Origin of the sequence: Microbacterium sp. SORGH_AS_0969 (genome assembly GCF_030818255.1) — a bacterium.
Classification (GTDB): domain Bacteria; phylum Actinomycetota; class Actinomycetes; order Actinomycetales; family Microbacteriaceae; genus Microbacterium.
In genome coordinates this window covers 1,899,911-1,919,815 of the sequence record NZ_JAUTAG010000001.1, presented here as the reverse complement: position 1 = coordinate 1,919,815, position 19,905 = coordinate 1,899,911, and the positions used below count along the sequence as shown (strand labels likewise).

Below are 19,905 nucleotides of genomic sequence, written 5' to 3'. Positions count from 1 at the left end.
ATTCGCAGCCACATCATCACGAATAGATAAATGTGAAGCTTCACACTCTGTGACTCAGGACCGCGGTCGACCGCGCGAAGCGTGTCGCCGTGTTGCACGCGGCGACGCCGAGGCACGCGGAAGCGCCTACCGTTTGAGGTATGACTTCCCTTCCGCACGAAGCTCCCGAGAGCACCCCGGCCATCGGCACCTCGGTCTCGGCGGACGACTTCAAGCGCGCCTTCCGCGGACACCCGGGCGGCATCGCCGTGATCACCGCCTACGGCGAGAACGGGCCCGTCGCGCTGACCGCATCGTCGGTGTCGTCGGTGAGCGCCGACCCGCCGCTGCTGATCTTCTCGGTGTCGGCGCTGTCATCGGCGACCCCGACGATCGTCGCGGCCGACACGATCGTCGTGCACCTGCTCGACGCCGAAGACATCGGTCTCGCGCGCACCGCCTCGACCAGCGGGCTCGATCGCTTCGCCGACACGTCGACGTGGTCGCGCCTTCCCACCGGCGAGCCCGTCTACCACGGCGTACGCGCCTGGCTGCGATGCAAGATCGTCAGTCGAATGGATGCCGGTGGCTCGACCGTGATCGCCGCACAGGCCCTGCAGGTCGACGTCGAGCGCGACCTCGAGCCCGGCGAGCCGGGCGCCGCGCTGGTCTACCACAACCGCACCTGGCACCGCCTCGGCGAGCACTCGCGGCTCGACTGACCCCGGCTCCGCGCTCCGCCGGGCGCCCCGCCGCGGCCGCGGCCGCGAGACTGCATACAGCTGACATCTCCACTGCACGCTGCAATGGAGATGTCAGCAGCGTGCAGTCTCACCCCTGCATCGCGGGAGAGCGACCCCGTCAGCTCGTGACGATCTCGACCACGGCGGCGCCGTCTGCGGGAGCCACCACGCGCGAGACGCAGCAGCACATCTTCGAGCGGGCGTCCTTCTGGCGCTCGCTGTAGAACACATCGCGGTGGTCGATGTCGCCCTCGAGGCCCAGCACCCGTACCTCGCACAGACCGCACTCGCCCTTGCGGCAGTCCCACATCATGTCGGCGCCGGCCGCCTCGAGAGCCTCGAGCATCGACTGGTTCGGACGCACGCGCGCCTCGATCCCGGTCGCCGGGATGCGCACGGTGAACTCCTGCGCGTCGAACCATCCGCTGTTGCCGAACGTCTCCATGCGGAGGTCCGCGATCGGGCGGTTCTGTTTCATCCACTCCCGGCGGATGGCATCCATCAGTCGGATCGGCCCGCAGACGTAGACCTCGGCGCCGGAGTCGATGCCGGAGACGAGATCGGGGATCGACAGCGAGGTCCCTTCGTCCCGCACGTGCAGGCTCAGACGGTCTCGGTGTGTGTCGCGCAGGTCGTCGACGTACGCCATGAGCGCGCGGCTGCGACCGGCGTAGAGCAAGCGGTAGTCGGCTCCGCGGGAGCGGAGACTCGCCGCCATTCCGATCATCGCGGTGATGCCGACGCCTCCCGCGATGAGCACGTAACGCTCAGCCCCGGGCCTCAGCGGGAAGTCGTTCAGCGGCTGCGTGAGCTCCAATCGGTCACCGGGCGCGAGGGCGTTCATGACGGCCGCGCCCCCGCGGCTCACCGGTGAGGCGTAGACGCTGAGCGCGATGCGGCGGCCGTCGTCAGTGGCATCCACGATCGAGTACGACCGCCGGTCCCGCTCGCCCGCGATCGTCAGACGCACGTCGACGTGAGCTCCCGGCGCGACCGGTGCCGGGTCGTCGACCTCGATCTCGATGCGGCGGATCTCGGGGGTGAGGGGGCGGGATGCCACGACCGTGCCACCCTGCCAGGCTTCGGTCCGTGAGACCGCCACGTCAGCGCACCAACTGGGCGCCGCGGCGCGGAGCGGGCGCGTGGTCGCGCCCCTCGGCGAGCAGCATCCGCTCGAGGATCCGGCGCACCCACATGCCGCCGGCGTCGATGTTCAAGCTGTAGAACTCGTAGTCGGGGTTGGCGTCGATCGCCGCCTGCTGAGCGGCGAGCATCGCCTCGTCCTCACCGAAGACTCCGTGCACGCCGTCGCGCAGCTGCGTGGTGATGAGCTGGCTGTCGAGGCGGTAGTTGCGCTGGAAAGACCAGAAGTAGTGGCTCGAGCGCGCGGTCTCGGGGGTGATGGTGTTCATCACGTAGCCATTGACACCCTGCGAGCGGTCGCCCTCGGGCGCCCCGGTGCCGGCCTTGGCGACACCGACGTCGATGCAGATCGTCGACGGCGCTTCGAAGTGGATGATCTGCCAGCGGTCGACGCGGCCCGAGAAGCCCGGGAACTTGTCGCGCATGTTCTTCAGCCAGAACGGCGGCGCCTCGATGTCGTGCATCCACCGCTCGACGGTGACGGTGGTGTCGGTGTGGCTCGTGACGAACTCGCTCTCGCTGAGCTCCTTCTGGCCGATGCTGCTGGAGTGCACGAACTCCTCGTGCGTGAGGTCCATCAGGTTGTCGAGGATGAGCTGGTAGTTGCACGGAGCGTGGATCGTGAGGCCGTCGCCGGTCCAGGCGGCATCCGTCATCTGGTGCATGTCGGGGATGAGCGCGGGGTCGGCGAGAGCGGGATCACCCACCCACACCCACACGTAGCGGTACCGGTCGACGACGGGGAACGAGGGGACGAGGGCGCTGGGGTTGATCGTCTCTTGCGCCGGCATGCTCGTGCAGCGCCCGCGAGCGTCGTAGGTGATGCCGTGGTAGGGACAGCGAATGTCTTCCGGGCCGACCAGCGCGCCCTGCGACAGCGGCGCGAGACGGTGCCAGCAGGCGTCGGCGAGCGCGACCGCGCGACCGTCCTCGGTCCGGTAGAGAGCGAGAGGACGACCCGCGACGGTCCGAGAGAGGATCTTCTTGCGCCCGACCTCGTGGTCCCACGCGGCGACGTACCACGCGTTCCGCGGGTGGTCGAGTAGCTTCGCGGTCACTGTCTCCTGCATGGTGCACTCCCTTGTCCACTCACTATCGCGATAGTTATAGCGGAGAAGATACGGTGGAAGCTCGGCATCCGCAAGCACGAAGGAGGCGGCCGGTGAGCCTGCGCTACGCCCTCCTGGCCCTGCTGACCGCCCAGCCCATGACCGGATACGACCTCGCGAAGGCCTTCCACGTGTCGGTCGGGCACGTGTGGCACGCCCCCGACTCGCAGATCTACCCCGAGCTCAAGCGCATGGTCCGCGACGGCTTGCTGGTCGACGAGTCGGTGCCGTGGGGCGAGAAGTCGACGAAGACGCAGTACTCCGTCACCGACGAGGGCGTCGCCGCGTTCCGCGCCTGGATGCGCGAGCCGATCGACTACCCGAACGAACGCGATCCGGCGCACCTGCGCGCGGCCTACTTCGAGTGGACCGAGCCCGAGGTCGCGCGACGCCACCTGCAGGAGCACATCGCGCAGTACGAGCTGCGCCGCGCCCAGTGGCAGGCGCAGCTGGATGCCATCCGCCGACGCACGCACCCGATCGTGGAGCGTCGCCTCGCGAGCGACACCGAGCACGATCACGACGCGATCGTGGCCTTCAAGGTGTTCACGTACGAGGGCTTCCTCGACCGCGCGGAGGGCGAGATCGCCTGGGCGCGGCACGGGCTGGATCTGCTGGACCGGCTAAACCCGGGGGCGTGAGCCGAGGCGCGAACCCGGGGCGCGGATCCGGGGCCTGAGCCGCGGGCGGGAAACCGGGGGCTAATGCCCGGGGCGGGCGCCCCTCAGCCCTCGGCCGGAAACGCCGCCGCTCGCAGCAGCCGCGCCAATTCCGCCCGATCGGCGCGCGAGAGCGCCGCGTGCGCGCGCCGCTCCCCCGCCTCGACGTCGACGAGAGCACGACGGTAGAGCGCCCGCCCCTCGAGGGTCGCGGCCACGACGTTCGCGCGGCGATCGCGCGGGTCGGGCTCTCGCGTGACGAGCCCGCGCCGCTCGAGGTCGTCGATCAGGGCAACCACCTGGCTCGGGTCGAGCCGCAAGAAGGCCGCGAGCTCCCGCTGCGAGGGCCGCCCGCCGGTGACGGCGAGGGCGAGGACCGAGTACGAACGCACCTTCAGCCCGTGCGCCGCGAGCGCCTCATTGCCCGTCGCCTGCGACACCGCCGCCGCGCGCGCGAGCAGGAAGCCGAGGTCGTCGGCGAGGGGAGCGTGCTCCAGCCGCGACGCCTCGCCGGCGTCGTCGTCGGCCGCGGGAGTCATGAGGACAGTGTAGCGAAACTCAATCATTGACATTTTCAACGAATGGATGGCACGATGGCGGCGACACGAAGGAGTTCACCATGTCGCTCACCGGCAAAGTCGCCATCGTCACGGGTTCGGGGCGCGGCCTCGGCCTCGCCTACGCCCAGGAGCTCGCCCGGCAGGGGGCAGCGGTCGTCATCAACGACGTGGATGCCGCCACCGCCGACGCCGCGGTGAAGACCATCGTCGACGCGGGCGGACGCGCGGTAGCCGTCGCCGCCCCGGTCGGCCCGACCGAGACCGCCGATGCACTCGTCGCGGCCGCGGTGGACAACTTCGGACGCCTCGACATCCTCGTGACCAACGCCGGGGTCCTGCGCGACACGGTCCTCTGGAAGATGAGCGACGACGACTTCGACACCGTCATCGGCGTGCACCTTCGCGGCACCTTCACCACCGTCCGGGCCGCCGCGACGTACATGCGCCAGAACGAGATCCCCGGGCGGATCATCTGCATCGGCTCGCCCACGGGCCAGCGCGGCAACTTCGGCCAGACCAACTACGCGGCCGCCAAGGCGGGCATCGTCGGCATGGTGCGCACCTGGGCGCTCGAGCTCAAGAAGGCCGGCATCACCGCGAACGCCGTGATCCCCGTCGCCGCCACCGCGATGACCGCGACGGTCCCCTACTTCGCCGCCGCCGTCGAGGCCGATGCTGCGGGGGAGCCCATGCCCGCGTTCTTCCGACACGACCTCGGCTTCGGCACCTCCGACGACGTCGCCGGTCTCGTCGCCTACCTCGCCTCGGACGCCGCCGCCGGCGTGACGGGTCAGGCGATCGGCATCGGCGGCGACCGCCTGCAGCTGTGGTCGCACCCCGAGCCCGTCGCGACGGCGTATCGCGAGGGCGGCTGGACGTTCGAGGCCCTGAACGACGGATTCGCCGAGGCGGTCGGAGAACTCCAGAGCGTCGGCGAGCGGTTCCCCGCCCTGCCCACCGAGCTGCAGCGCCCCACTCCGACCGCCTGACGACCATGGTCCGCTATGAGTCCGCCATCGATGTCGAGGCGCTGAAGGCCATCGACGTCCACGTGCACATCGAGGTCGACGGGCACGGCCACGCGTCGCTGCCTGACGACCTGGCGGCAGCCGCGAGTCGCTACTTCGCCGTCGATGCCGCTCGCCCCGACCTCGACAGCATCGCGGAGTACTACCGCGAACGGTCGATGGCCGCGGTCGTGTTCACGGTGGATGCCGAGAGCCACCTCGATCACCCTCCTCTCTCCAGCGCGGACATCGCCGCGGGGGCCGCGCGCCACAACGACGTCCTGATCCCCTTCGGCTCGGTCGACCCGAACCGCGTCGACGCCGTCGATCGAGCGCGTCGGCTCATCGAGGATTCCGGAGTCCGCGGGTTCAAGTTCCACCCCACGGTGCAGAACTTCGACCCCAGCGACGAGCGCCACTACCCGCTCTACGACGCCTTGCAGGCAGCGGGCGTGGTCGCGCTCTTCCACACGGGCCAGACCGGGATCGGGGCGGGGATGAAGGGCGGGCGGGGCCTGCGCCTCGGCCTGTCGAACCCGATGCTGCTCGACGCGGTCGCGGCCGACTTCGGCGACCTGCAGATCATCATGGCCCACCCCTCGGTGCCGTGGCAGGACGAGGCGATCTCGGTGGCCACGCACAAGCACAACACGTGGATCGACCTGTCGGGATGGAGCCCGAAGTACTTCCCCGAGCAGCTCGTGCGAGCCGCCAACTCCTTCCTGAAGAGCCGCATCCTGTTCGGCTCGGATTTTCCCCTGCTCACCCCCGACCGCTGGATGCGCGACGTCGAGCAGACCGCCCTGAAGACCGAGGTGATGCCGGGGATTGTCAAGGACAACGCCGCGCGCCTCCTCGGCCTCTCGACCCCCTCCAAGGAGAACTGATGACCACCACCATCGCCTACGACGACATCGCGGGCCTCGCCGGCACCGACCTCGGCTGGTCGGACTGGCTCGAGATCACGCAGGACCGCGTCGACCTCTTCGCCGACGCGACCGACGACCACCAGTGGATCCACACCGATCCCGAGCGCGCGAAGGGCGGCCCTTTCGGCGGCGCGATCGCCCACGGGTTCCTCAGCCTGTCGCTCGCCGTGAAGTTCTGGACAGAGCTGCTGGACGTCACGGGCGTGACCACCAAGGTGAACTACGGCCTCGACAAGGTCCGCTTCATCTCGCCCGTGAAGGTCGGCGCCCGCGTGCGCATGAACGCCGTCGTCGCCGAGATCACCGAGATCGCCGGCGGCTACCAGCTCGCCGTCGACCAGACGATCGAGATCGAGGGCGGCAGCAAGCCCGCCGTCGTCGCACGCGGCCTCTACCGCTTCTACGCGTGAGCCGCCCGGGGCCCGCCACGCGCGGGCCCCGAACCCCTTCGCGAAATCCGCACTCGAAGAAGAGACCGCGCATGAGAACCCAAGGACTCGGAGCCTGGCTCCCCCGCCGCAGGCTGCGATCGCCCGAGAAGACCGCCGTGGTGTTCGGTGAGAACCAGCGACTGACCTACCGACAGCTCGCGGACCGCGCCGAGGCGGTGTCCGCCGTCCTGGTCGAGGAGGGCGTCGGCGCCGGTGACACCGTCGCCTACCTCGGCGAGAACAGTCCCGATTTCCTCGTCACGCTGTTCGGCGCGGTGCGCATGGGCGCCGTCTTCGTCCCGGTCAACACCCGGCTCGCGGGGCCCGAGATCGCCCACGTCCTCACCGACAGCCGCGCCCGCGTGCTCGTCCACGACGCTGTGTTCGACGACCGGCTCGACGCGATCGAGGCCGGTCTCGCGAGCCCGCCACGACGCATCCGCACGGGAGCGTCCGGACGCAACGGCGAACCGGGCTTCGATCGGAGAATGGATGCCGCCGGCCCCGCCCCCGCTCTCGTGATCGCCGAACCGGGCGCCCCCGCCGCCGTCGTCTACACCTCGGGCACGACGGGTCGCCCCAAGGGCGCCGTACTCACGCACGAGAACCTGACAGCCGTGGCCGTGAACACGATCATCGACTACGACGTCGTCTCGGACGATGTGGCGCTCATGATCTCGCCGCTCTTCCATGTCGCCTCGCTCGGCATGGGCGCCCTCCCCGTCGTCCTCAAGGGCGGGACCCTCGTCCTCGAGAAGGGGTTCGAGGCCGGCCGCGCGCTCGACCTCGTCGAGCAGCACCGCGTGACGATGATCTCCGGCGTGCCCACGACCTTCCAGCTCATGGCCGACCATCCTTCCTGGGCGAGCACCGACATCTCGAGCCTGCACACCCTCACCTGCGGCGGATCCGCCGTCCCGGACCGCATCCTGCGGGCGTGGGAAGAGCGCGGACTGTCGTTCTCGCAGGGGTACGGCATGACCGAGACCTCGCCCGGGGCGACCTCGCTCGCTCCGCACATGACGCGGGCGAAGCAGGGCAGTGTCGGTCTCCCGCACTTCTTCACCGAGGTACGCGTCGTCGACGATGAGGGGCGCCCGGTCCCGGCCGGCACCGTGGGAGAGATCCACGTCACGGGACCGAACGTCTTCGCCGGCTATCTCGGTCTCGACGAAGCGACGCGCGCGGCGAAGACCGACGACGGGTGGTTCCGCTCCGGCGACCTCGGTTACCTCGACGCCGACGGCTACCTTTACATCTGCGGACGATCGAAAGACATGATCATCTCCGGCGGCGAGAACATCTACCCGGCCGAGGTCGAAGCCCTGATCGCCGACATACCGGGAGTCACGGGCGTCGCCGTCATCGGCATCCCGGACAATCGCTGGGGCGAAGTCCCGCTGGCCGTGCTGACCGTGAGCGAGGGGACGATGGTCGACACCACCGCCGTGCGCGCGCACCTCGACGGGCAGGTGGCGCGCTACAAGCTCCCCAAAGAGGTGGTCGTGATCGAGGCGTTGCCCCGCACGGCATCCGGAAAGGTCATCAAAGCCGAGCTGCGCGAGCGCTTCGGCGGCACCTCACTCTGAAGCCTCCTCATGCCCGGGACCTGTCGATGACGACGCTCAGCGTCACCGCCGTGGTGATGTCCTTGACACCCGGGTGGCCCGCGACGAGGCGCCAGATCTCGCTCACGCGGGTCGTGTTCGCAGCCTCCACGTGCACGACGAGGTCGAGTTCGCCGGCGACCACGTCGCACCGGCGTACCTCCGGAATCGCCTCCAGGGATGCCACGACGTCGTCGCCTCGCATCCGGTCATGACGCTGGACGAGCAAGGTCGCCACGGCCGCGTCGGCACCGGGGCCGACCGTGATCGCCTCGCGGATCGTGTAGCCCTCGATGTGCCCGTCGCGTTCGAGTCTCTCGACGCGCTGACGAACGGCGTTGCGCGAAAGTCGGACGACGCTTCCCAGCATCGCGTGGCTCGCGCGGGCGTTGCGCCGGAGCTCTCGCAGGAGTTGCTCATCGATGTCATCGAGTCGGCGCATGGGAAGCCTTGCCTTCGACAGGGGACCGTGGCCGCCACCCCGCGAACGGCCACCGCCTCGTGTTCGTTCGAGGGTCGGGGGATGCCCCGCATCGTGGATGCGATCGAATCCCGACCCCGCGGCAGGGTGGGGCCGCCGAAGTCCCGGCGGGGCGATGAGCGGCGCCCCTCCGTCGCCCGTGGGGGGAAGGGGAGCCGTTCATCGTCGTCCGTTCTCGTTCTCGTTCTCGGGTCTGCGGCTGCGGCCGTCAGACCTGCTCGGGGACGACCCAGCTCTTGCGGATGGTCTTGGTCACGACCCAGGTGCCCGTGTCGCCGGCCTCCATGAAGAACACGCGGCCGGGAGCGATGACATGCACGCAGCCATCGGCGTCGGTCAGCGTCCCCTCGCCCTCGATGATGTGGAACATCTCCGCGTGCGTCCACGACCACGGGAATTCACCGGGCTCGCACATCCACGTGCCCACGCGCAGGCCGCCACCGCTCGCGATCGGGGCGGTGAACTGCTCGGGGTCGCCGGAGGTGGCATCCGGGACCAGACCCTTCGAGGTCAGAGCGAGATCGGAGGGAAGGGCATCGATGATCATGATTCTCCTGGTGGTGAGGACAGGTCACAGGACCTGGTCGAGGAAGGCTTTCAGGCGCTCCGTCTGGGGATTGTCGAAAAGGGATGCAGGAGGACCCACCTCGACGACCACGCCGCGGTCCATGAAGACCACCTGATCGGCGACCTCGCGGGCGAAGCCCATCTCATGCGTCACGACGACCATGGTCATGCCGGCGCGGGCGAGCCGACGCATCAACGCCAGGACGCCCTTCACCAGCTCGGGGTCCAGGGCCGACGTCGCCTCGTCGAAGAGCATGACCTCCGGCTCCATGGCGAGAGCACGGGCGATCGCCACGCGCTGCTTCTGACCGCCCGAGAGCGATGCCGGGCGCATGTCGGCCTTCTCGGCGAGCCCCACCTCCGCGAGGCGCTTGTGCGCGACCTCCCGCGCCGCGGCCGCGCTCACGCCGCGCACCCGCCGGAGGGGGAGCACGATGTTGTCGAGCACGGTCCGGTGCGGGAACAGGTTGAAGTGCTGGAACACCATGCCGATCCGGCGGCGCAATGCGTCGTCCGACCCCGTGAGGACGTCGACCCCGTCGAGCAGGACGGCTCCGCCCGACGCCTCTTCCAAACGGTTGATGCAGCGCAGCACGGTCGATTTGCCCGATCCCGACGGACCGATGATGCAGGTGGTCTTCCCGGCGGGAACCTCGATGTCGACGCCGTGTAGCACGCGAACCGGTCCGAAGTCCTTCGTCAGCCCCCGCACGGAGAGCGAGCCCGCCGCCGGTGTGAAAGCACCCGTGGGGGCGGTGAGGATGTCGCTCATCGTTGTGCTCCGTTCTGCGGCGCGGTGGTCGGACCTGCCGACAGGATGGGGTCGGGAAGCACCGTCTCAGCCGGAGCGTCGTTCGCCGGGCGACGACGACGGCCCAGCGGACGCCCGTCACGGAGGCGACGGTCGATCACGTTGACCAAGTGAGTGAGGGGCACCGTGATGATGAGGTAAAAGATGCCGGCGAGCACCAGCGGCGAGAGGTTGCCGTTGGTGATGGCGGCGTCCTGCCCGATGCGGAACAACTCGCGCTGCGACGTGATCAGGCCGAGGAAGTACACCAGCGACGAGTCCTTCACGATGGCGATGAACTGGTTCACCAGCGACGGCAGCACCTGACGCACCGCCTGCGGGATCACGATGAGTCGCATCGCGTCGCGGTGCGTCATGCCCAGCGCGCGAGCGGCCTCGAGCTGGCCCTTGTCGACCGCGAGGATTCCCGCGCGGAAGATCTCTCCGAGGTAGGCGCTGGCGATGAGGCTCAGCGCCAGGATGCCGAGAGGGTAGGGGTTTCCGCGGGTGATGCCGTTGAACAGCGGGGCGAGCCCCGTTCCGATCAGAAGGATCGTCAGGATCGCCGGGAGCCCTCGGAAGATGTCGGTGTAGATCCGACTGAGGGTGCGCAGCAGACGTGACCGGCTCGTGCCCATGACGGCCAGGCCGAGTCCGAGCACGATGCCGATGACGGTGGCCGCGAGCGACAGCAGGAGGGTGTTCCAGATGCCGTAGGCGAGCATGTCGGGCAGCGCTCGCAGCATCGACGTGACGTCGAAGAAGCTGCGCGCGATGTTGCCCAGGGTGTCAGCGAGGTCCATGGGTCACTTCGTCGGCTGGAACTGGTCGGGAACCGGCTGGTCGGGGAAGAACTTCATGTCGATGCTCAGCCAGGTCCCATCGGCGATCATGTCGGCCAGGGCCCCGTTGACGGCATCCTTCAGCGCCGTGTTCTGCTTCGACACGGCCATGCCCACGGGGTAGTCGGGGACGGGGATGTTGATCGCGATCTCCTGGCGTCCGCCGGACTGAGCCGCGTAGTCCTCCGCCACGGGGAAGTCGAGGAAGTGCGCGTCGATCGTGCCCGCCGTGAGACCCGCGATCGCGCTGTTGTTGTCGGGGAAGCGCACGATCTCGACGCCGGGGAAGTTGTCCTGGGCGTAGCTGTCCTGGATCGTGCCCTGCACGACGCCCAGACGCTTGCCGCTCAGGGTCGCCTCGTCGTCGGTGATCCCGGATGCCGGGGAGGCGAGCACGGAGATGTAGGCGATGAAGTAGTGGTCGCTGAAGTCGACCGTCTCGCGACGCTTCTCGGTGTCGCTGATGGAGGCGGCGGCGAGGTCGAGCTGACCGTTCGCGACCGCCGGCAGGAGAGCGGAGAACTCCTGCGTGACGAACTCGGTCTGCAGGTCGAGACGCTTGGCCACTTCGCGTGCGATCTCGACGTCGAAGCCCTGGAGCTCGCCGTTGTCGGTGTAGGCGTAGGGCTTGGTGTCGCCCGTGGTGCCGATACGGAGCGTGCCGCTCGAGATCGTGTTCAAGCCGTCGTCGGAGCCGCCGGCGCTCGGCCCGGCGCAGGCCGAGAGGCTCAGGCCGAGGGCGACGGCCGCGGTGGCGGCCAAAAGGATTTTGGAGCGCTTCATGGTCAGGCTGCTTTCTTGGTCGGGTGGTGGGGGTCGTCGGCCCAGGACGTGCCGTCGTACTCACGGTCGGGGCTCATGAACTGGATGTCGGTGAACGGTTCCTCGTCGAGGGCGAGCTCCGCCAGGAGTTCTCCGATGGCGGGCGCGTGCTTGAAGCCGTGACCGCTGTCGCCGCCGGCGAGGACGAGCCGGGGGTCTCCGGCGACACGGCCCAGGAGGAACTGCTTGTCGGGGGTGTTCGTCACCATGCAGGGGATCGCCTTCGCGGGCGTCGGCTCGAGATCGCGGAACGCCCCGTCGACAGCCTTGGACAGGGTCGCATAGTCGCTGGCGGGGCGGATGTAGCGGTCGACGGTGTCCGCATCGGTGTCGGTGAACACACCACCGATGTCCTGCAGGCCGATCTTGACCGCGTAGCCCTCGCCGTCCGTCGCATCCGCGCCGTGGCCCCAGAGCGCCAGACCGCTGGGAAGCTGACGGATGAAGACGGGGAAGGCCGAGAGGTCGAACTGCCCGTCGGGCTCGATGTCAGAGGGGTCCGAGCTCTCGAACCAGAACATGGGCATGCGCCGGGGCGACAGGGGCAGGTCGAGGAACTTCGAGGTCCACGCGCCGGCGGTCATCACCGCACGACGGGCGCGCAGAGTCCGCCCTCCCGCCTCGACCTCGACGCCGTCGTCGATGAGACGGACGTCGGTGACCCGCGTGTCGGTCAACACCGTCGCGCCCAGCGAGACGGCCACCTCTACGGCTGCTCTGACGCCGAGCTCGGGGTAGCAGACGCCGGCGGCAGGATCCCACACGCCGATGTCGTCGGGACCGAAGCCTCGATACTGCGGGAAGCGCTCGCCGAGTTCGTCGTGCTCGATGACCTCGACCTTGAGGCCCGCATCGGTGGCGGCGCGCAGCGTCCCCTCGACCACGTGACCGTCGGGCGGGCCCACCATGAGACCGCCGGTCTGCCGCAGCAGCGTCTGGCCGGTGCGCTCGCCGAGGTCGTACCAGAGGTCGCGAGCTCGTGTCGCGATCGGTGCGAGACCGGGGTGCTCGTGGCAGGCGACACGGAAGACGCGCGTGGTGCCATGCGTCGAGCCCAGGTGGTGACCGATCCCGTACCGTTCGACCCCGATGACGCGGACGCCGCGCTCGGCGAGACGCCAGAGGGCCTGAGATCCCCACGCGCCGAGTCCGACGACGATGACGTCGGCATCCAAAAAGTTGTCTGACATGACATGCTGCCTTTCCCTCCCGGTGTGCCGGGGTGCGCATCAGTCTGCTCAAGCGCACGCTGGCTTCGCCAAATACAATTTTCGATGGTTGTGATACCCAGCAGGTATGAATGCCGCCGAGGAGGCCCCATGGAAATCCGCGAACTGACCTACTTCATGGCCGTCGCCGAAGACCTGTCGTTCACGCGGGCCGCCGCCCGTCTCCAGATGAGCCAGCCGCCCCTCAGCCGTGCCATCAGTCAGCTGGAGAAGAAACTCGGGGTGCGGTTGTTCGACAGGCGCTCTCGAGCCGCGCCGCGCCTCACCCCGGCGGGGCACCTCCTCGTCCGCGAAGGACGCCGCATCCTGCAGCAGGTCGAGCAGACCGAGTCGCTCCTCGACTCCGCCGTTGCCGAACTGCATCCCCTGCGCATCGTCAGTGTCAGCTCGGTCCTCGCCGGACTGCTGCCCCCTGTCGTGCGGGCCTTCACGGGGTCGCACCGCGAAGCGCGCGTGCTCATCGAGGAAGCGGAGGAGCGTCCGATCCTGTTCGATCTGGCCCGGGTGACGGCGGATCTGGGATTCACCCGAGTCCGAACCGTCGACGATCGCTTCGAGTTCGACCGTGTCGCGATGGAGCCGCTGGTGGCCGCCCTTCCCGCGACTCACCGGCTCGCCGGACGCGGCGAGATCTCGCTCGCCGAGCTCTCGGACGAGGACTTCATCATGTTCAACCGCGAGGACTCCCCCCAGGCGTACGACCGTCTCGTCCTCTCCTGCGTGCGAGCGGGCTTCAACCCCCGCATCATCCTGCACGCGACGAACGACCTGTCGATTCTCAGCACGGTGTCCTGCGGCCTGGGCGTGTCGCTCATGCCGTACATCTCGTCTTTCGTTCCGATCCCCGGCGTGCACTTCGCCACCATCTCGGAGGAATGGGCGCGCACGCCGCTGACGATCGTGTGGTTGTCGGGTCAGCCCAACCCCCTTACGGCGCTGTTCGTGTCGTACGTGCGCGCCGAGCTCACCGCCCGGCGCGACGCGGATCGACGAGCCGGTCGCATCACCTTCGATCTGCTCGCCCCCTGAGCCCCACCGCACGCGGCACCCTCGGCCCTCCGCACCACAGGACAACGGCTCGCACCGCACCTCGACGACGAGCGATCCGCTCGGTGCGGGGAGCGGATCGTCGCTGGTGCGCGGTGCACCTTCGCCTCGAACCTGGAGGAAAGACCCGTCTAAGGAGTTTCGATGCGTTCGTACAATCTGGCCCTGATCGGTTTCGGTGGAGTGAACCGTGCCCTCGCACAGCTCATCGACGAGGACCAACCCCGTTTCCGCGAGCTCGGCTTCGAGCTGAAGGTGGTCGCCATCACCGACCTCGCGATGGGTTCTCTCATCCAGGCCGACGGCGTCGATCTCGGCGAGATCCTCGCCCTGCCCCGCGGCACGACCTTTGCGGGCCACGACGGCGGTTCCGCCGAAGCGGACAACGAACGCGTGATCCGCGAGAGCCCGGCCGACGTCGTGGTCGAGGCGACGTTCACGAACCCGCAGACCGGAGAACCCGCGGCCTCGCACGTGCGCTGGGCGCTCGAGAGCGGCAAGCACGTGACCACCACGAACAAGGGCCCGGTCGCCCTCCACGGCGCCGCCCTGAACGCCATCGCCGCCGCGAACGGCGTGCGCTTCGCGTACGAGGGCAGCGTCATGAGCGGCACGCCGGTGCTCGGGCTCGCCCACCGGCAGCTCGCCGGGCTGGGCTTCTCGCGCGTGCAGGGCGTTCTCAACGGCACCAGCAACTACGTCCTCAGCCGTATGGAGGCGGGGCTGAGCCTCGACGCCGCCGTCGCCGAGGCCCAGGCCCACGGTTACGCCGAGGCCGACCCCACCGCCGACATCGGGGGGTCGGACGTTCAGCTCAAGGTCACCATCCTCGCGAACGAACTGCTCGGCGCCGACATCTCGCCCGCCGACGTCGAGACCTTCGGCATCCAGGACATCACCGCGGACGACGTCGCCGCGGCGGCCCGCGAGGGTCGACGCTGGAAGCTCATCGGTTCGGCGGAACGCGACCAGGACGGCGCCGTCACGGCCCGCGTCGCCGCGGAGGCCGTCACCGCCGATCACCCGCTGGCGAATGTTCCCGGCGCGACCAATGCCGTCTCGTTCGACACCGATCTGCTTGGCACGGTCACGGTCACCGGACCGGGTGCCGGCCGCATCGAGACCGCCTACGCGCTGATCGCCGACCTGATCAGCATCGACGCCTTCGAGAAGGATGCCGCTCGTGTCTGACACGCACACACTCCACGTCCTCACCGTCGACGATCTGCTCGTCTACGACAAGTTCTCGGGCGACGTCGTCGCCGCTCTGCCCCAGAACGACGTCGACGGAGCCCGTGACGCCCTCGCACGCGCCGTCGCGGCGGCGCCCGCGGCGGCGAAGACGGCCAGGCACGAACGGGCCGCGGTGCTCGAACGCGCCGCCCGCATCTTGGACGAGCGCTCCGAGAACGTCGCGCATCTCATCGTCACCGAGGCCGGCAAGACGATCCGCCAGGCGCGCAAGGAGGTCTCACGAGCGATCAACACCCTGAAACTCTCGGCGCACGAGGCGACAGCCAACGCCGGCGAGGTCATCCCGTTCGAGTCCTTCCCCGGCGGTGAGGGTCGGCGCGGCTGGTTCAGCCGCGAACCCCTAGGGGTGATCGTCGCGATCACGCCCTACAACGACGCCCTGAACCTCGTCGCCCACAAGATCGGCCCGGCGATCGCGGGCGGCAACACCGTCGTGCTCAAACCTTCCCCGCACACCCCGCTCACGGCGCAGCTGATGGTGGACGTGCTCGTCGAGGCGGGCCTGCCCGACGACGTCATCACCGTCGTGCGCGGTGACAGGTCGGTCGCTCAGGCGCTCGTCTCCGCACGCGAGGTGCGTCTGGTCTCGTTCACCGGCGGGTTCGCAACGGGGCGCGCGATCGCCGCGGCCGCCGGCATCAAGAGGCTCGCGATGGAGCTCGGGGGAAACGCACCCGTTATCGTCTTCGCCGACGCCGACCTCGACAGCGCGGTGTCGGCGTGCGTCTCGGGGGCGTTCTGGGCCGCGGGGCAGAATTGCATCGGTGCTCAGCGTCTCCTCGTGCAGCGAGAGATGTACGAGCGGTTCGTCGCCGCGTTCGTCGAGGCGACCGGGCGGCTCGTCCACGGCGACCCGCGTGAGGAGACGACCGATATCGGTCCGATGATCAGCGCGAGTGCGGCGCACGCGGCGCGTCAGACGGTGCTCGACGCCGTCGCTGCCGGAGCGCACCTGCGGATCGGCGGCACCGTGGAGGGCTCCGTCATGGCGCCGACGGTGCTGACCGATGTGCCGCGCACGTGCACGGTGTGGACCGAGGAGGTCTTCGCGCCGGTGGTCGTCATCGAGCCTTTCGACTCCGAAGAGGCCGCGATCGAGGCCGCCAACGACAGCGAGTACGCACTGCAGGCCGGGGTCTTCACGCAGAATCTCTCGCGCGCGCTCCGCGTCGCCGACGCCATCGAGGCCGGTGGCGTGATGGTCAACGATTCCTCGGACTATCGCCTCGACGCGATGCCGTTCGGCGGAGCGAAGTACGGCTCGATGGGTCGCGAGGGCGTGCGCTTCGCCTACGAGGAGATGACTCAGCCGAAGGTCATCTCGATCCTGACCTGACGGGCGGACGGGCGGGGACCCGCTGATCAGGGAAAAGAGAGAACTCCGAATTCTCTCGCAGCCCCGCCCCTGCCGGAAAGGCACCGCCGTAGAGGTCAGGCGGGGTCAGCCGTCGACGTGGGCGGCCGTTGCTGTGCGGTGCCCGCCGGAGGGCCCGCCGCGCTTCGTCAGGCGCGTGATCCCGGTGATCACGGCGACGATCACGAGCCCGATCGCCAGGCCAAACACCGCCGACATCGTCGTCTCCACGATCCACACGACGACCGCTCCGGCGGCCTCGATCGCGTGGGTCACGACGTGCACGACGTCGTACGGTCCTGCCCACAGCGTCTCGGCGAGATTCTGCAGCAGGAGGTGTCCACCGACCCACAGCATCGCGACGGTGCCGACGATGCTGATGACCCGGAACACCGCCGGCATGGATGCCACGATCCGCACGCCGAAGCGGCGGACACCGCGCGAGGGGCTCTTCATGAACCGCAGGCCGATGTCGTCGATCTTCACGAGCAGCGCGACGGCACCGTAGACCACGACCGTCATGGCGAGACCGATGATCAGGAGGGCGCCCAGCGTCATCCAGATGCCGAAGTCGGGGTCGAGACTCGACAGCGCGATCAGCATGATCTCGGTGCTGAGGATGAGGTCGGTGCGCACGGCACCGAGCACGAGCTTCTTCTCATCGCGCGGGCCGTCGTCGTCGTGCTCTCCGTGGCTGACGCCGAACCACTCGAGCACCTTCTCGGCGCCTTCGAAACAGAGGAAGGCGCCACCGACGATGAGGAGGTATGGAAGCACCATCGGCGCGAACGCCTCCAGCAGCAGCGCGATCGGGATGATGATGACGTACTTGTTGATGATGCTGCCGAGCGCGATCTTCCACACCACCGGGAGCTCGCGCGCGGGTGTCAGCCCCTGCACGTACTGCGGAGTCACGGCGGCATCGTCGATGACGACGCCCGCGGTCTTCGCGCTCGCCTTCATGGCGGCGCTGAGGATGTCATCGACAACGGCGAGCAGACCGACAGACATAGGTTCTCCGGGGTCGAGGGGATGCGGCGAGAGGCCTCCAGCGAGGATATCGGCGTCGGCGACCCTGAGGGGCGCGCTGCGGACAACGCACCCCCCAGCACTGAGACGCGACGGGGATCAGACCGAGACCGGGCTGTCAGGGACAGCCTTCGCGGAATCCTCCACGGGCGCAGCGTCTTGGACCGGCGGCGCAGGCGCCTTCCGCGCGACGTGTCGCCAGATGAATCCCCCGCCGAAAATCACGACAACGACGCAACTCCAGTGCGTCACCGCGAAAAGCAGATCGTTGTTGGTGAGACCGAGGACCAATGGAGCCACACCGTCCCAGGTCCCGTGCAGAACGGCGACGCCGACGTACGTGCCGAGCACAAGCCACGACAAGCGGAAGCGCCCCTTCTTCGCGGCGGCCGCGAAAAGGGCGGCACCCAGCAGGGAACTCCAGAGAACGTGCATGAACGGGGCGTAAAGGCCGCGGTCGTACGCCTGGAACACCGCCGAGATGATGGGGTCGGCACCTGTCGCCGACATGTTGATGTAGCCCATGGACTCCAGCACCGCGAAGCCGAGACCGACCGACCCGCCGATGAACAGACCGTTGCGAGCGCTCTTGGCGATCTTCCACCCCACGGCCACGATGAGCACCCCCTTGGCGAACTCCTCGACGAAGCCGGCCGACAGCAAGGCGATCACCCCCTGGTTCCCGAAATGAGGCTGCGGAAGCTGCTCCACGAGCTGATCCAGCGTCGCGCCGAGTGTGACGGCGAGAGTCCCACCGATGACCGCCGCCACAACGAGGTTGATCGCGGTGACTGTGTCGGTCGTCCGGAGACGGTGCAGCATGATCCAAAAGACCGTCGCGGGCACGAGTGCTGCGCTTATGAAGACCCACGCCGGCAGAACGAGCACGTTTCGCAACAGGTGCAGAAGAACGATGCCCATGTAAAGCCAGATGAGTAGCCCGCCCACGAAGAACCAAACGGTGTGGGTCCTTCGGTGCTCCCGTCGGTGTGGCGCGTGTTTGTGCGGCGCGTGTTTATGTGTGCGAGTGGTGTGCTTCTCTGCCGTGGTCACGGCTCTCCCCCTGTCCGGAACGCCCAGCGCGCCCTGAGTCAGAGTGTGGCAGAGCACATCACCCCGTCGTGGCCGAATTTCACCCGACACGCTGCCTCGTCCACTGCCGGGCGGCGCGATGCTGAAAGGATGCCCGTCCTCACCACGCTCCCTCCGTTGCTGCTCCTCGTCGTCCTCGGCGTCAGCGGGGTGAGCAAGCTCCTCGATCTCGACTCCGCGGCGACGACGATGCGGGCCCTCCGCCTCGGGGCGCTTCCCGCCCCACCGACCGTCGCGGCGGTGGCCTCGGTGGAACTCGCCGTCGCCTTGGGGCTCGCTTTCGGCACGCGCGAGCTCTTCTCCGGGGCGGCCGTCGCCTCCCTCGTCGTGACGCTGGCCTTCCTCGCCGTGGCCGTCCGCGCACAGCAGCAGCACTCCACCGACGAATGCGGATGCTTCGGGCGGGTGGCATCCACCCGGGTCGGCCCGTGGATGACGGCGCGCAACGTCGCCCTCGCAGTCCTGGCGTCGGCGACCTTGGCGGGCGCGATCATCGACCCGCCGTCCAACGCTCTCCTCACGCGCACGCTCAGCGACCCCTTGACCGCCGTGTCGCTCGTCATCGTCGTTGCGGCGATCGCCGTGATCGGAGCGTCCTTCCGGCCCGATTCGGCGACGGCGACCTCGGCGGCGGAGTTGCCCCTGCTCACCCCCGACGGAACGGTGGTGGTTCCGCGGCAGCGCGCCCTGCGCGGTCGCGCGCAGCTGCTGCTGTTCGTGCGGCGCGGCTGCGCGCCGTGCGAGGCGCTGATCGAGCGCGCGACGACCGACCTGGCCGAACTGGATACCATCGACGTCCGCCTCATCGGCGCCGTGGGAGATGATCATCGGCCCGCGACGGACGAACCCATCCACACCGATCTGTCGGGGACGTTCGCCGAGTCCCTCGGCGTTCCTCCGGAGCGGCCCGCGGGGATCCTCCTGACCACCAGCGGCGACCGGCTCCTCCCTTTCGCCGTGGGTGCCGACGAGACGAATCTGCTCATCGACACCGTCGTCGCCGCCCTCGCCGAGCAGAAGCTCGACTGACGCATTCAACGAGAAAAGCCCCGGCGAACCGGGGCTTTTCTCGTTGTGCGGAGACGGAGGGATTTGAACCCTCGGTCCCCTTACGGGGACTCCACCTTAGCAGGGTGGTGCACTAGGCCTGACTATGCGACGTCTCCAGGTGATCAGCGCCGAAGGCGCGAGCACACCGGTTCATACTACCCGCTCGCGCCCTGGCATCCGA

The 19,905-nt window shown here is 68.8% G+C and carries 21 protein-coding genes and 1 tRNA gene; 10 read left to right on the top strand and 12 right to left on the bottom strand.

Annotated features, from left to right (window positions below; translation table 11 throughout):
- Positions 1-140: 140 nt before the first annotated feature.
- Positions 141-701: a flavin reductase family protein gene (locus QE388_RS08905; RefSeq protein WP_307384838.1), complete on the top strand. Its 561-nt coding sequence runs from the start codon at positions 141-143 to the stop codon at positions 699-701.
- A gap of 139 nt (positions 702-840) precedes the next feature.
- Here QE388_RS08905 and QE388_RS08900 read toward each other — a convergent pair whose 3' ends face one another.
- The gene (locus QE388_RS08900) at positions 841-1,824 is read right to left on the bottom strand and encodes a 2Fe-2S iron-sulfur cluster-binding protein (RefSeq protein WP_373426610.1); all 984 of its coding nucleotides are present in this window, start codon (positions 1,822-1,824) and stop codon (positions 841-843) included.
- A 1-nt stretch (position 1,825) separates the two neighbouring features.
- The gene (locus QE388_RS08895; protein ID WP_307384835.1) at positions 1,826-2,935 is read right to left on the bottom strand and encodes an aromatic ring-hydroxylating dioxygenase subunit alpha; all 1,110 of its coding nucleotides are present in this window, start codon (positions 2,933-2,935) and stop codon (positions 1,826-1,828) included.
- Positions 2,936-3,027: 92 nt separating this feature from the next.
- Between QE388_RS08895 and QE388_RS08890 the strand changes: the two genes are divergently transcribed.
- On the top strand, positions 3,028-3,615 hold the full coding sequence (locus QE388_RS08890; RefSeq protein ID WP_307384833.1) for a PadR family transcriptional regulator: 588 nt from the start codon (positions 3,028-3,030) through the stop codon (positions 3,613-3,615).
- Between the two features lie 83 nt (positions 3,616-3,698).
- Here the strand turns inward: QE388_RS08890 and QE388_RS08885 are convergent, their stop codons facing one another.
- Entirely contained in the window at positions 3,699-4,172 is a 474-nt protein-coding gene (locus QE388_RS08885) for a MarR family winged helix-turn-helix transcriptional regulator (protein ID WP_307384831.1), read from the bottom strand.
- A gap of 80 nt (positions 4,173-4,252) precedes the next feature.
- On the opposite strand from QE388_RS08885, the gene QE388_RS08880 reads away from it, so the two are divergent.
- The 4 genes from QE388_RS08880 (at position 4,253) to QE388_RS08865 (ending at position 8,149) form a co-directional block, all read left to right on the top strand.
- Positions 4,253-5,182, top strand: coding sequence for an SDR family NAD(P)-dependent oxidoreductase (locus QE388_RS08880; RefSeq protein WP_275796880.1), 930 nt, complete (start codon positions 4,253-4,255; stop codon positions 5,180-5,182).
- Between the two features lie 5 nt (positions 5,183-5,187).
- Positions 5,188-6,087 (top strand): amidohydrolase family protein, encoded by a 900-nt coding sequence (locus QE388_RS08875; RefSeq protein ID WP_275796881.1) that lies wholly within the window; start codon positions 5,188-5,190, stop codon positions 6,085-6,087.
- Complete coding sequence (locus tag QE388_RS08870; protein ID WP_275796883.1) at positions 6,087-6,539, top strand: MaoC family dehydratase; 453 nt, start codon at positions 6,087-6,089, stop codon at positions 6,537-6,539. The genes QE388_RS08875 and QE388_RS08870 overlap by 1 nt, the downstream gene beginning before the upstream one ends.
- Positions 6,540-6,610: 71 nt before the next feature.
- Complete coding sequence (locus QE388_RS08865; protein WP_275796885.1) at positions 6,611-8,149, top strand: long-chain fatty acid--CoA ligase; 1,539 nt, start codon at positions 6,611-6,613, stop codon at positions 8,147-8,149.
- 7 nt (positions 8,150-8,156) lie between these two features.
- Here QE388_RS08865 and QE388_RS08860 read toward each other — a convergent pair whose 3' ends face one another.
- From QE388_RS08860 to solA, 6 genes are all read right to left on the bottom strand, one after another.
- On the bottom strand, positions 8,157-8,609 hold the full coding sequence (locus tag QE388_RS08860; protein ID WP_275796887.1) for an Lrp/AsnC family transcriptional regulator: 453 nt from the start codon (positions 8,607-8,609) through the stop codon (positions 8,157-8,159).
- Positions 8,610-8,856: 247 nt separating this feature from the next.
- On the bottom strand, positions 8,857-9,195 hold the full coding sequence (locus tag QE388_RS08855; RefSeq protein WP_275796889.1) for a cupin domain-containing protein: 339 nt from the start codon (positions 9,193-9,195) through the stop codon (positions 8,857-8,859).
- Between the two features lie 24 nt (positions 9,196-9,219).
- A complete protein-coding gene (locus QE388_RS08850) occupies positions 9,220-9,987 on the bottom strand; it encodes an amino acid ABC transporter ATP-binding protein (RefSeq protein ID WP_307384828.1) in 768 nt (255 codons plus the stop codon).
- The gene (locus tag QE388_RS08845; protein WP_275796893.1) at positions 9,984-10,808 is read right to left on the bottom strand and encodes an amino acid ABC transporter permease; all 825 of its coding nucleotides are present in this window, start codon (positions 10,806-10,808) and stop codon (positions 9,984-9,986) included. Before QE388_RS08845 ends, QE388_RS08850 begins: the two co-directional genes overlap by 4 nt.
- A gap of 3 nt (positions 10,809-10,811) precedes the next feature.
- A complete protein-coding gene (locus tag QE388_RS08840) occupies positions 10,812-11,630 on the bottom strand; it encodes an ABC transporter substrate-binding protein (protein ID WP_307384826.1) in 819 nt (272 codons plus the stop codon).
- Between the two features lie 2 nt (positions 11,631-11,632).
- Complete coding sequence (gene solA, locus QE388_RS08835; RefSeq protein ID WP_275796897.1) at positions 11,633-12,859, bottom strand: N-methyl-L-tryptophan oxidase; 1,227 nt, start codon at positions 12,857-12,859, stop codon at positions 11,633-11,635.
- A gap of 129 nt (positions 12,860-12,988) precedes the next feature.
- On the opposite strand from solA, the gene QE388_RS08830 reads away from it, so the two are divergent.
- The 3 genes from QE388_RS08830 (at position 12,989) to QE388_RS08820 (ending at position 16,535) form a co-directional block, all read left to right on the top strand.
- Positions 12,989-13,927, top strand: a complete 939-nt coding sequence (locus tag QE388_RS08830; RefSeq protein WP_307384824.1) for a LysR family transcriptional regulator — start codon at positions 12,989-12,991, stop codon at positions 13,925-13,927.
- A gap of 162 nt (positions 13,928-14,089) precedes the next feature.
- Entirely contained in the window at positions 14,090-15,136 is a 1,047-nt protein-coding gene (locus QE388_RS08825) for a homoserine dehydrogenase (protein ID WP_275796901.1), read from the top strand.
- A complete protein-coding gene (locus tag QE388_RS08820) occupies positions 15,120-16,535 on the top strand; it encodes an aldehyde dehydrogenase family protein (protein WP_373426609.1) in 1,416 nt (471 codons plus the stop codon). Before QE388_RS08825 ends, QE388_RS08820 begins: the two co-directional genes overlap by 17 nt.
- Before the next feature lie 105 nt (positions 16,536-16,640).
- Here QE388_RS08820 and QE388_RS08815 read toward each other — a convergent pair whose 3' ends face one another.
- Together QE388_RS08815 and QE388_RS08810 are read right to left on the bottom strand one after the other, a co-directional pair.
- Positions 16,641-17,564: a DUF808 domain-containing protein gene (locus tag QE388_RS08815; protein ID WP_275796905.1), complete on the bottom strand. Its 924-nt coding sequence runs from the start codon at positions 17,562-17,564 to the stop codon at positions 16,641-16,643.
- A gap of 117 nt (positions 17,565-17,681) precedes the next feature.
- Positions 17,682-18,503 carry a PrsW family intramembrane metalloprotease gene (locus QE388_RS08810; protein WP_275796907.1) on the bottom strand — a complete coding sequence of 274 codons (822 nt, stop codon included), beginning with the start codon at positions 18,501-18,503 and terminating at the stop codon, positions 17,682-17,684.
- Positions 18,504-18,764: 261 nt separating this feature from the next.
- Between QE388_RS08810 and QE388_RS08805 the strand changes: the two genes are divergently transcribed.
- A complete protein-coding gene (locus tag QE388_RS08805; RefSeq protein ID WP_307384822.1) occupies positions 18,765-19,703 on the top strand; it encodes a MauE/DoxX family redox-associated membrane protein in 939 nt (312 codons plus the stop codon).
- A 48-nt stretch (positions 19,704-19,751) separates the two neighbouring features.
- On the opposite strand, the gene QE388_RS08800 is transcribed toward QE388_RS08805, so the two are convergent.
- Positions 19,752-19,840: transfer RNA gene (locus QE388_RS08800), tRNA-Ser, on the bottom strand.
- Between the last annotated feature and the right edge of the window lie 65 nt (positions 19,841-19,905).

Coding starts and splice junctions, on each gene's coding strand:
- QE388_RS08905 (WP_307384838.1), top strand. CDS start 141: ATGACTTCCCTTCCGCACGAAGCTCCCGAGAGCACCCCGGCCATCGGC.
- QE388_RS08895 (WP_307384835.1), bottom strand. CDS start 2,935: ATGCAGGAGACAGTGACCGCGAAGCTACTCGACCACCCGCGGAACGCG.
- QE388_RS08885 (WP_307384831.1), bottom strand. CDS start 4,172: ATGACTCCCGCGGCCGACGACGACGCCGGCGAGGCGTCGCGGCTGGAG.
- QE388_RS08880 (WP_275796880.1), top strand. CDS start 4,253: ATGTCGCTCACCGGCAAAGTCGCCATCGTCACGGGTTCGGGGCGCGGC.
- QE388_RS08875 (WP_275796881.1), top strand. CDS start 5,188: ATGGTCCGCTATGAGTCCGCCATCGATGTCGAGGCGCTGAAGGCCATC.
- QE388_RS08870 (WP_275796883.1), top strand. CDS start 6,087: ATGACCACCACCATCGCCTACGACGACATCGCGGGCCTCGCCGGCACC.
- QE388_RS08865 (WP_275796885.1), top strand. CDS start 6,611: ATGAGAACCCAAGGACTCGGAGCCTGGCTCCCCCGCCGCAGGCTGCGA.
- QE388_RS08860 (WP_275796887.1), bottom strand. CDS start 8,609: ATGCGCCGACTCGATGACATCGATGAGCAACTCCTGCGAGAGCTCCGG.
- QE388_RS08855 (WP_275796889.1), bottom strand. CDS start 9,195: ATGATCATCGATGCCCTTCCCTCCGATCTCGCTCTGACCTCGAAGGGT.
- QE388_RS08850 (WP_307384828.1), bottom strand. CDS start 9,987: ATGAGCGACATCCTCACCGCCCCCACGGGTGCTTTCACACCGGCGGCG.
- QE388_RS08845 (WP_275796893.1), bottom strand. CDS start 10,808: ATGGACCTCGCTGACACCCTGGGCAACATCGCGCGCAGCTTCTTCGAC.
- QE388_RS08840 (WP_307384826.1), bottom strand. CDS start 11,630: ATGAAGCGCTCCAAAATCCTTTTGGCCGCCACCGCGGCCGTCGCCCTC.
- solA (WP_275796897.1), bottom strand. CDS start 12,859: ATGTCAGACAACTTTTTGGATGCCGACGTCATCGTCGTCGGACTCGGC.
- QE388_RS08830 (WP_307384824.1), top strand. CDS start 12,989: ATGGAAATCCGCGAACTGACCTACTTCATGGCCGTCGCCGAAGACCTG.
- QE388_RS08825 (WP_275796901.1), top strand. CDS start 14,090: ATGCGTTCGTACAATCTGGCCCTGATCGGTTTCGGTGGAGTGAACCGT.
- QE388_RS08820 (WP_373426609.1), top strand. CDS start 15,120: ATGCCGCTCGTGTCTGACACGCACACACTCCACGTCCTCACCGTCGAC.
- QE388_RS08815 (WP_275796905.1), bottom strand. CDS start 17,564: ATGTCTGTCGGTCTGCTCGCCGTTGTCGATGACATCCTCAGCGCCGCC.
- QE388_RS08810 (WP_275796907.1), bottom strand. CDS start 18,503: ATGGGCATCGTTCTTCTGCACCTGTTGCGAAACGTGCTCGTTCTGCCG.
- QE388_RS08805 (WP_307384822.1), top strand. CDS start 18,765: ATGCCCGTCCTCACCACGCTCCCTCCGTTGCTGCTCCTCGTCGTCCTC.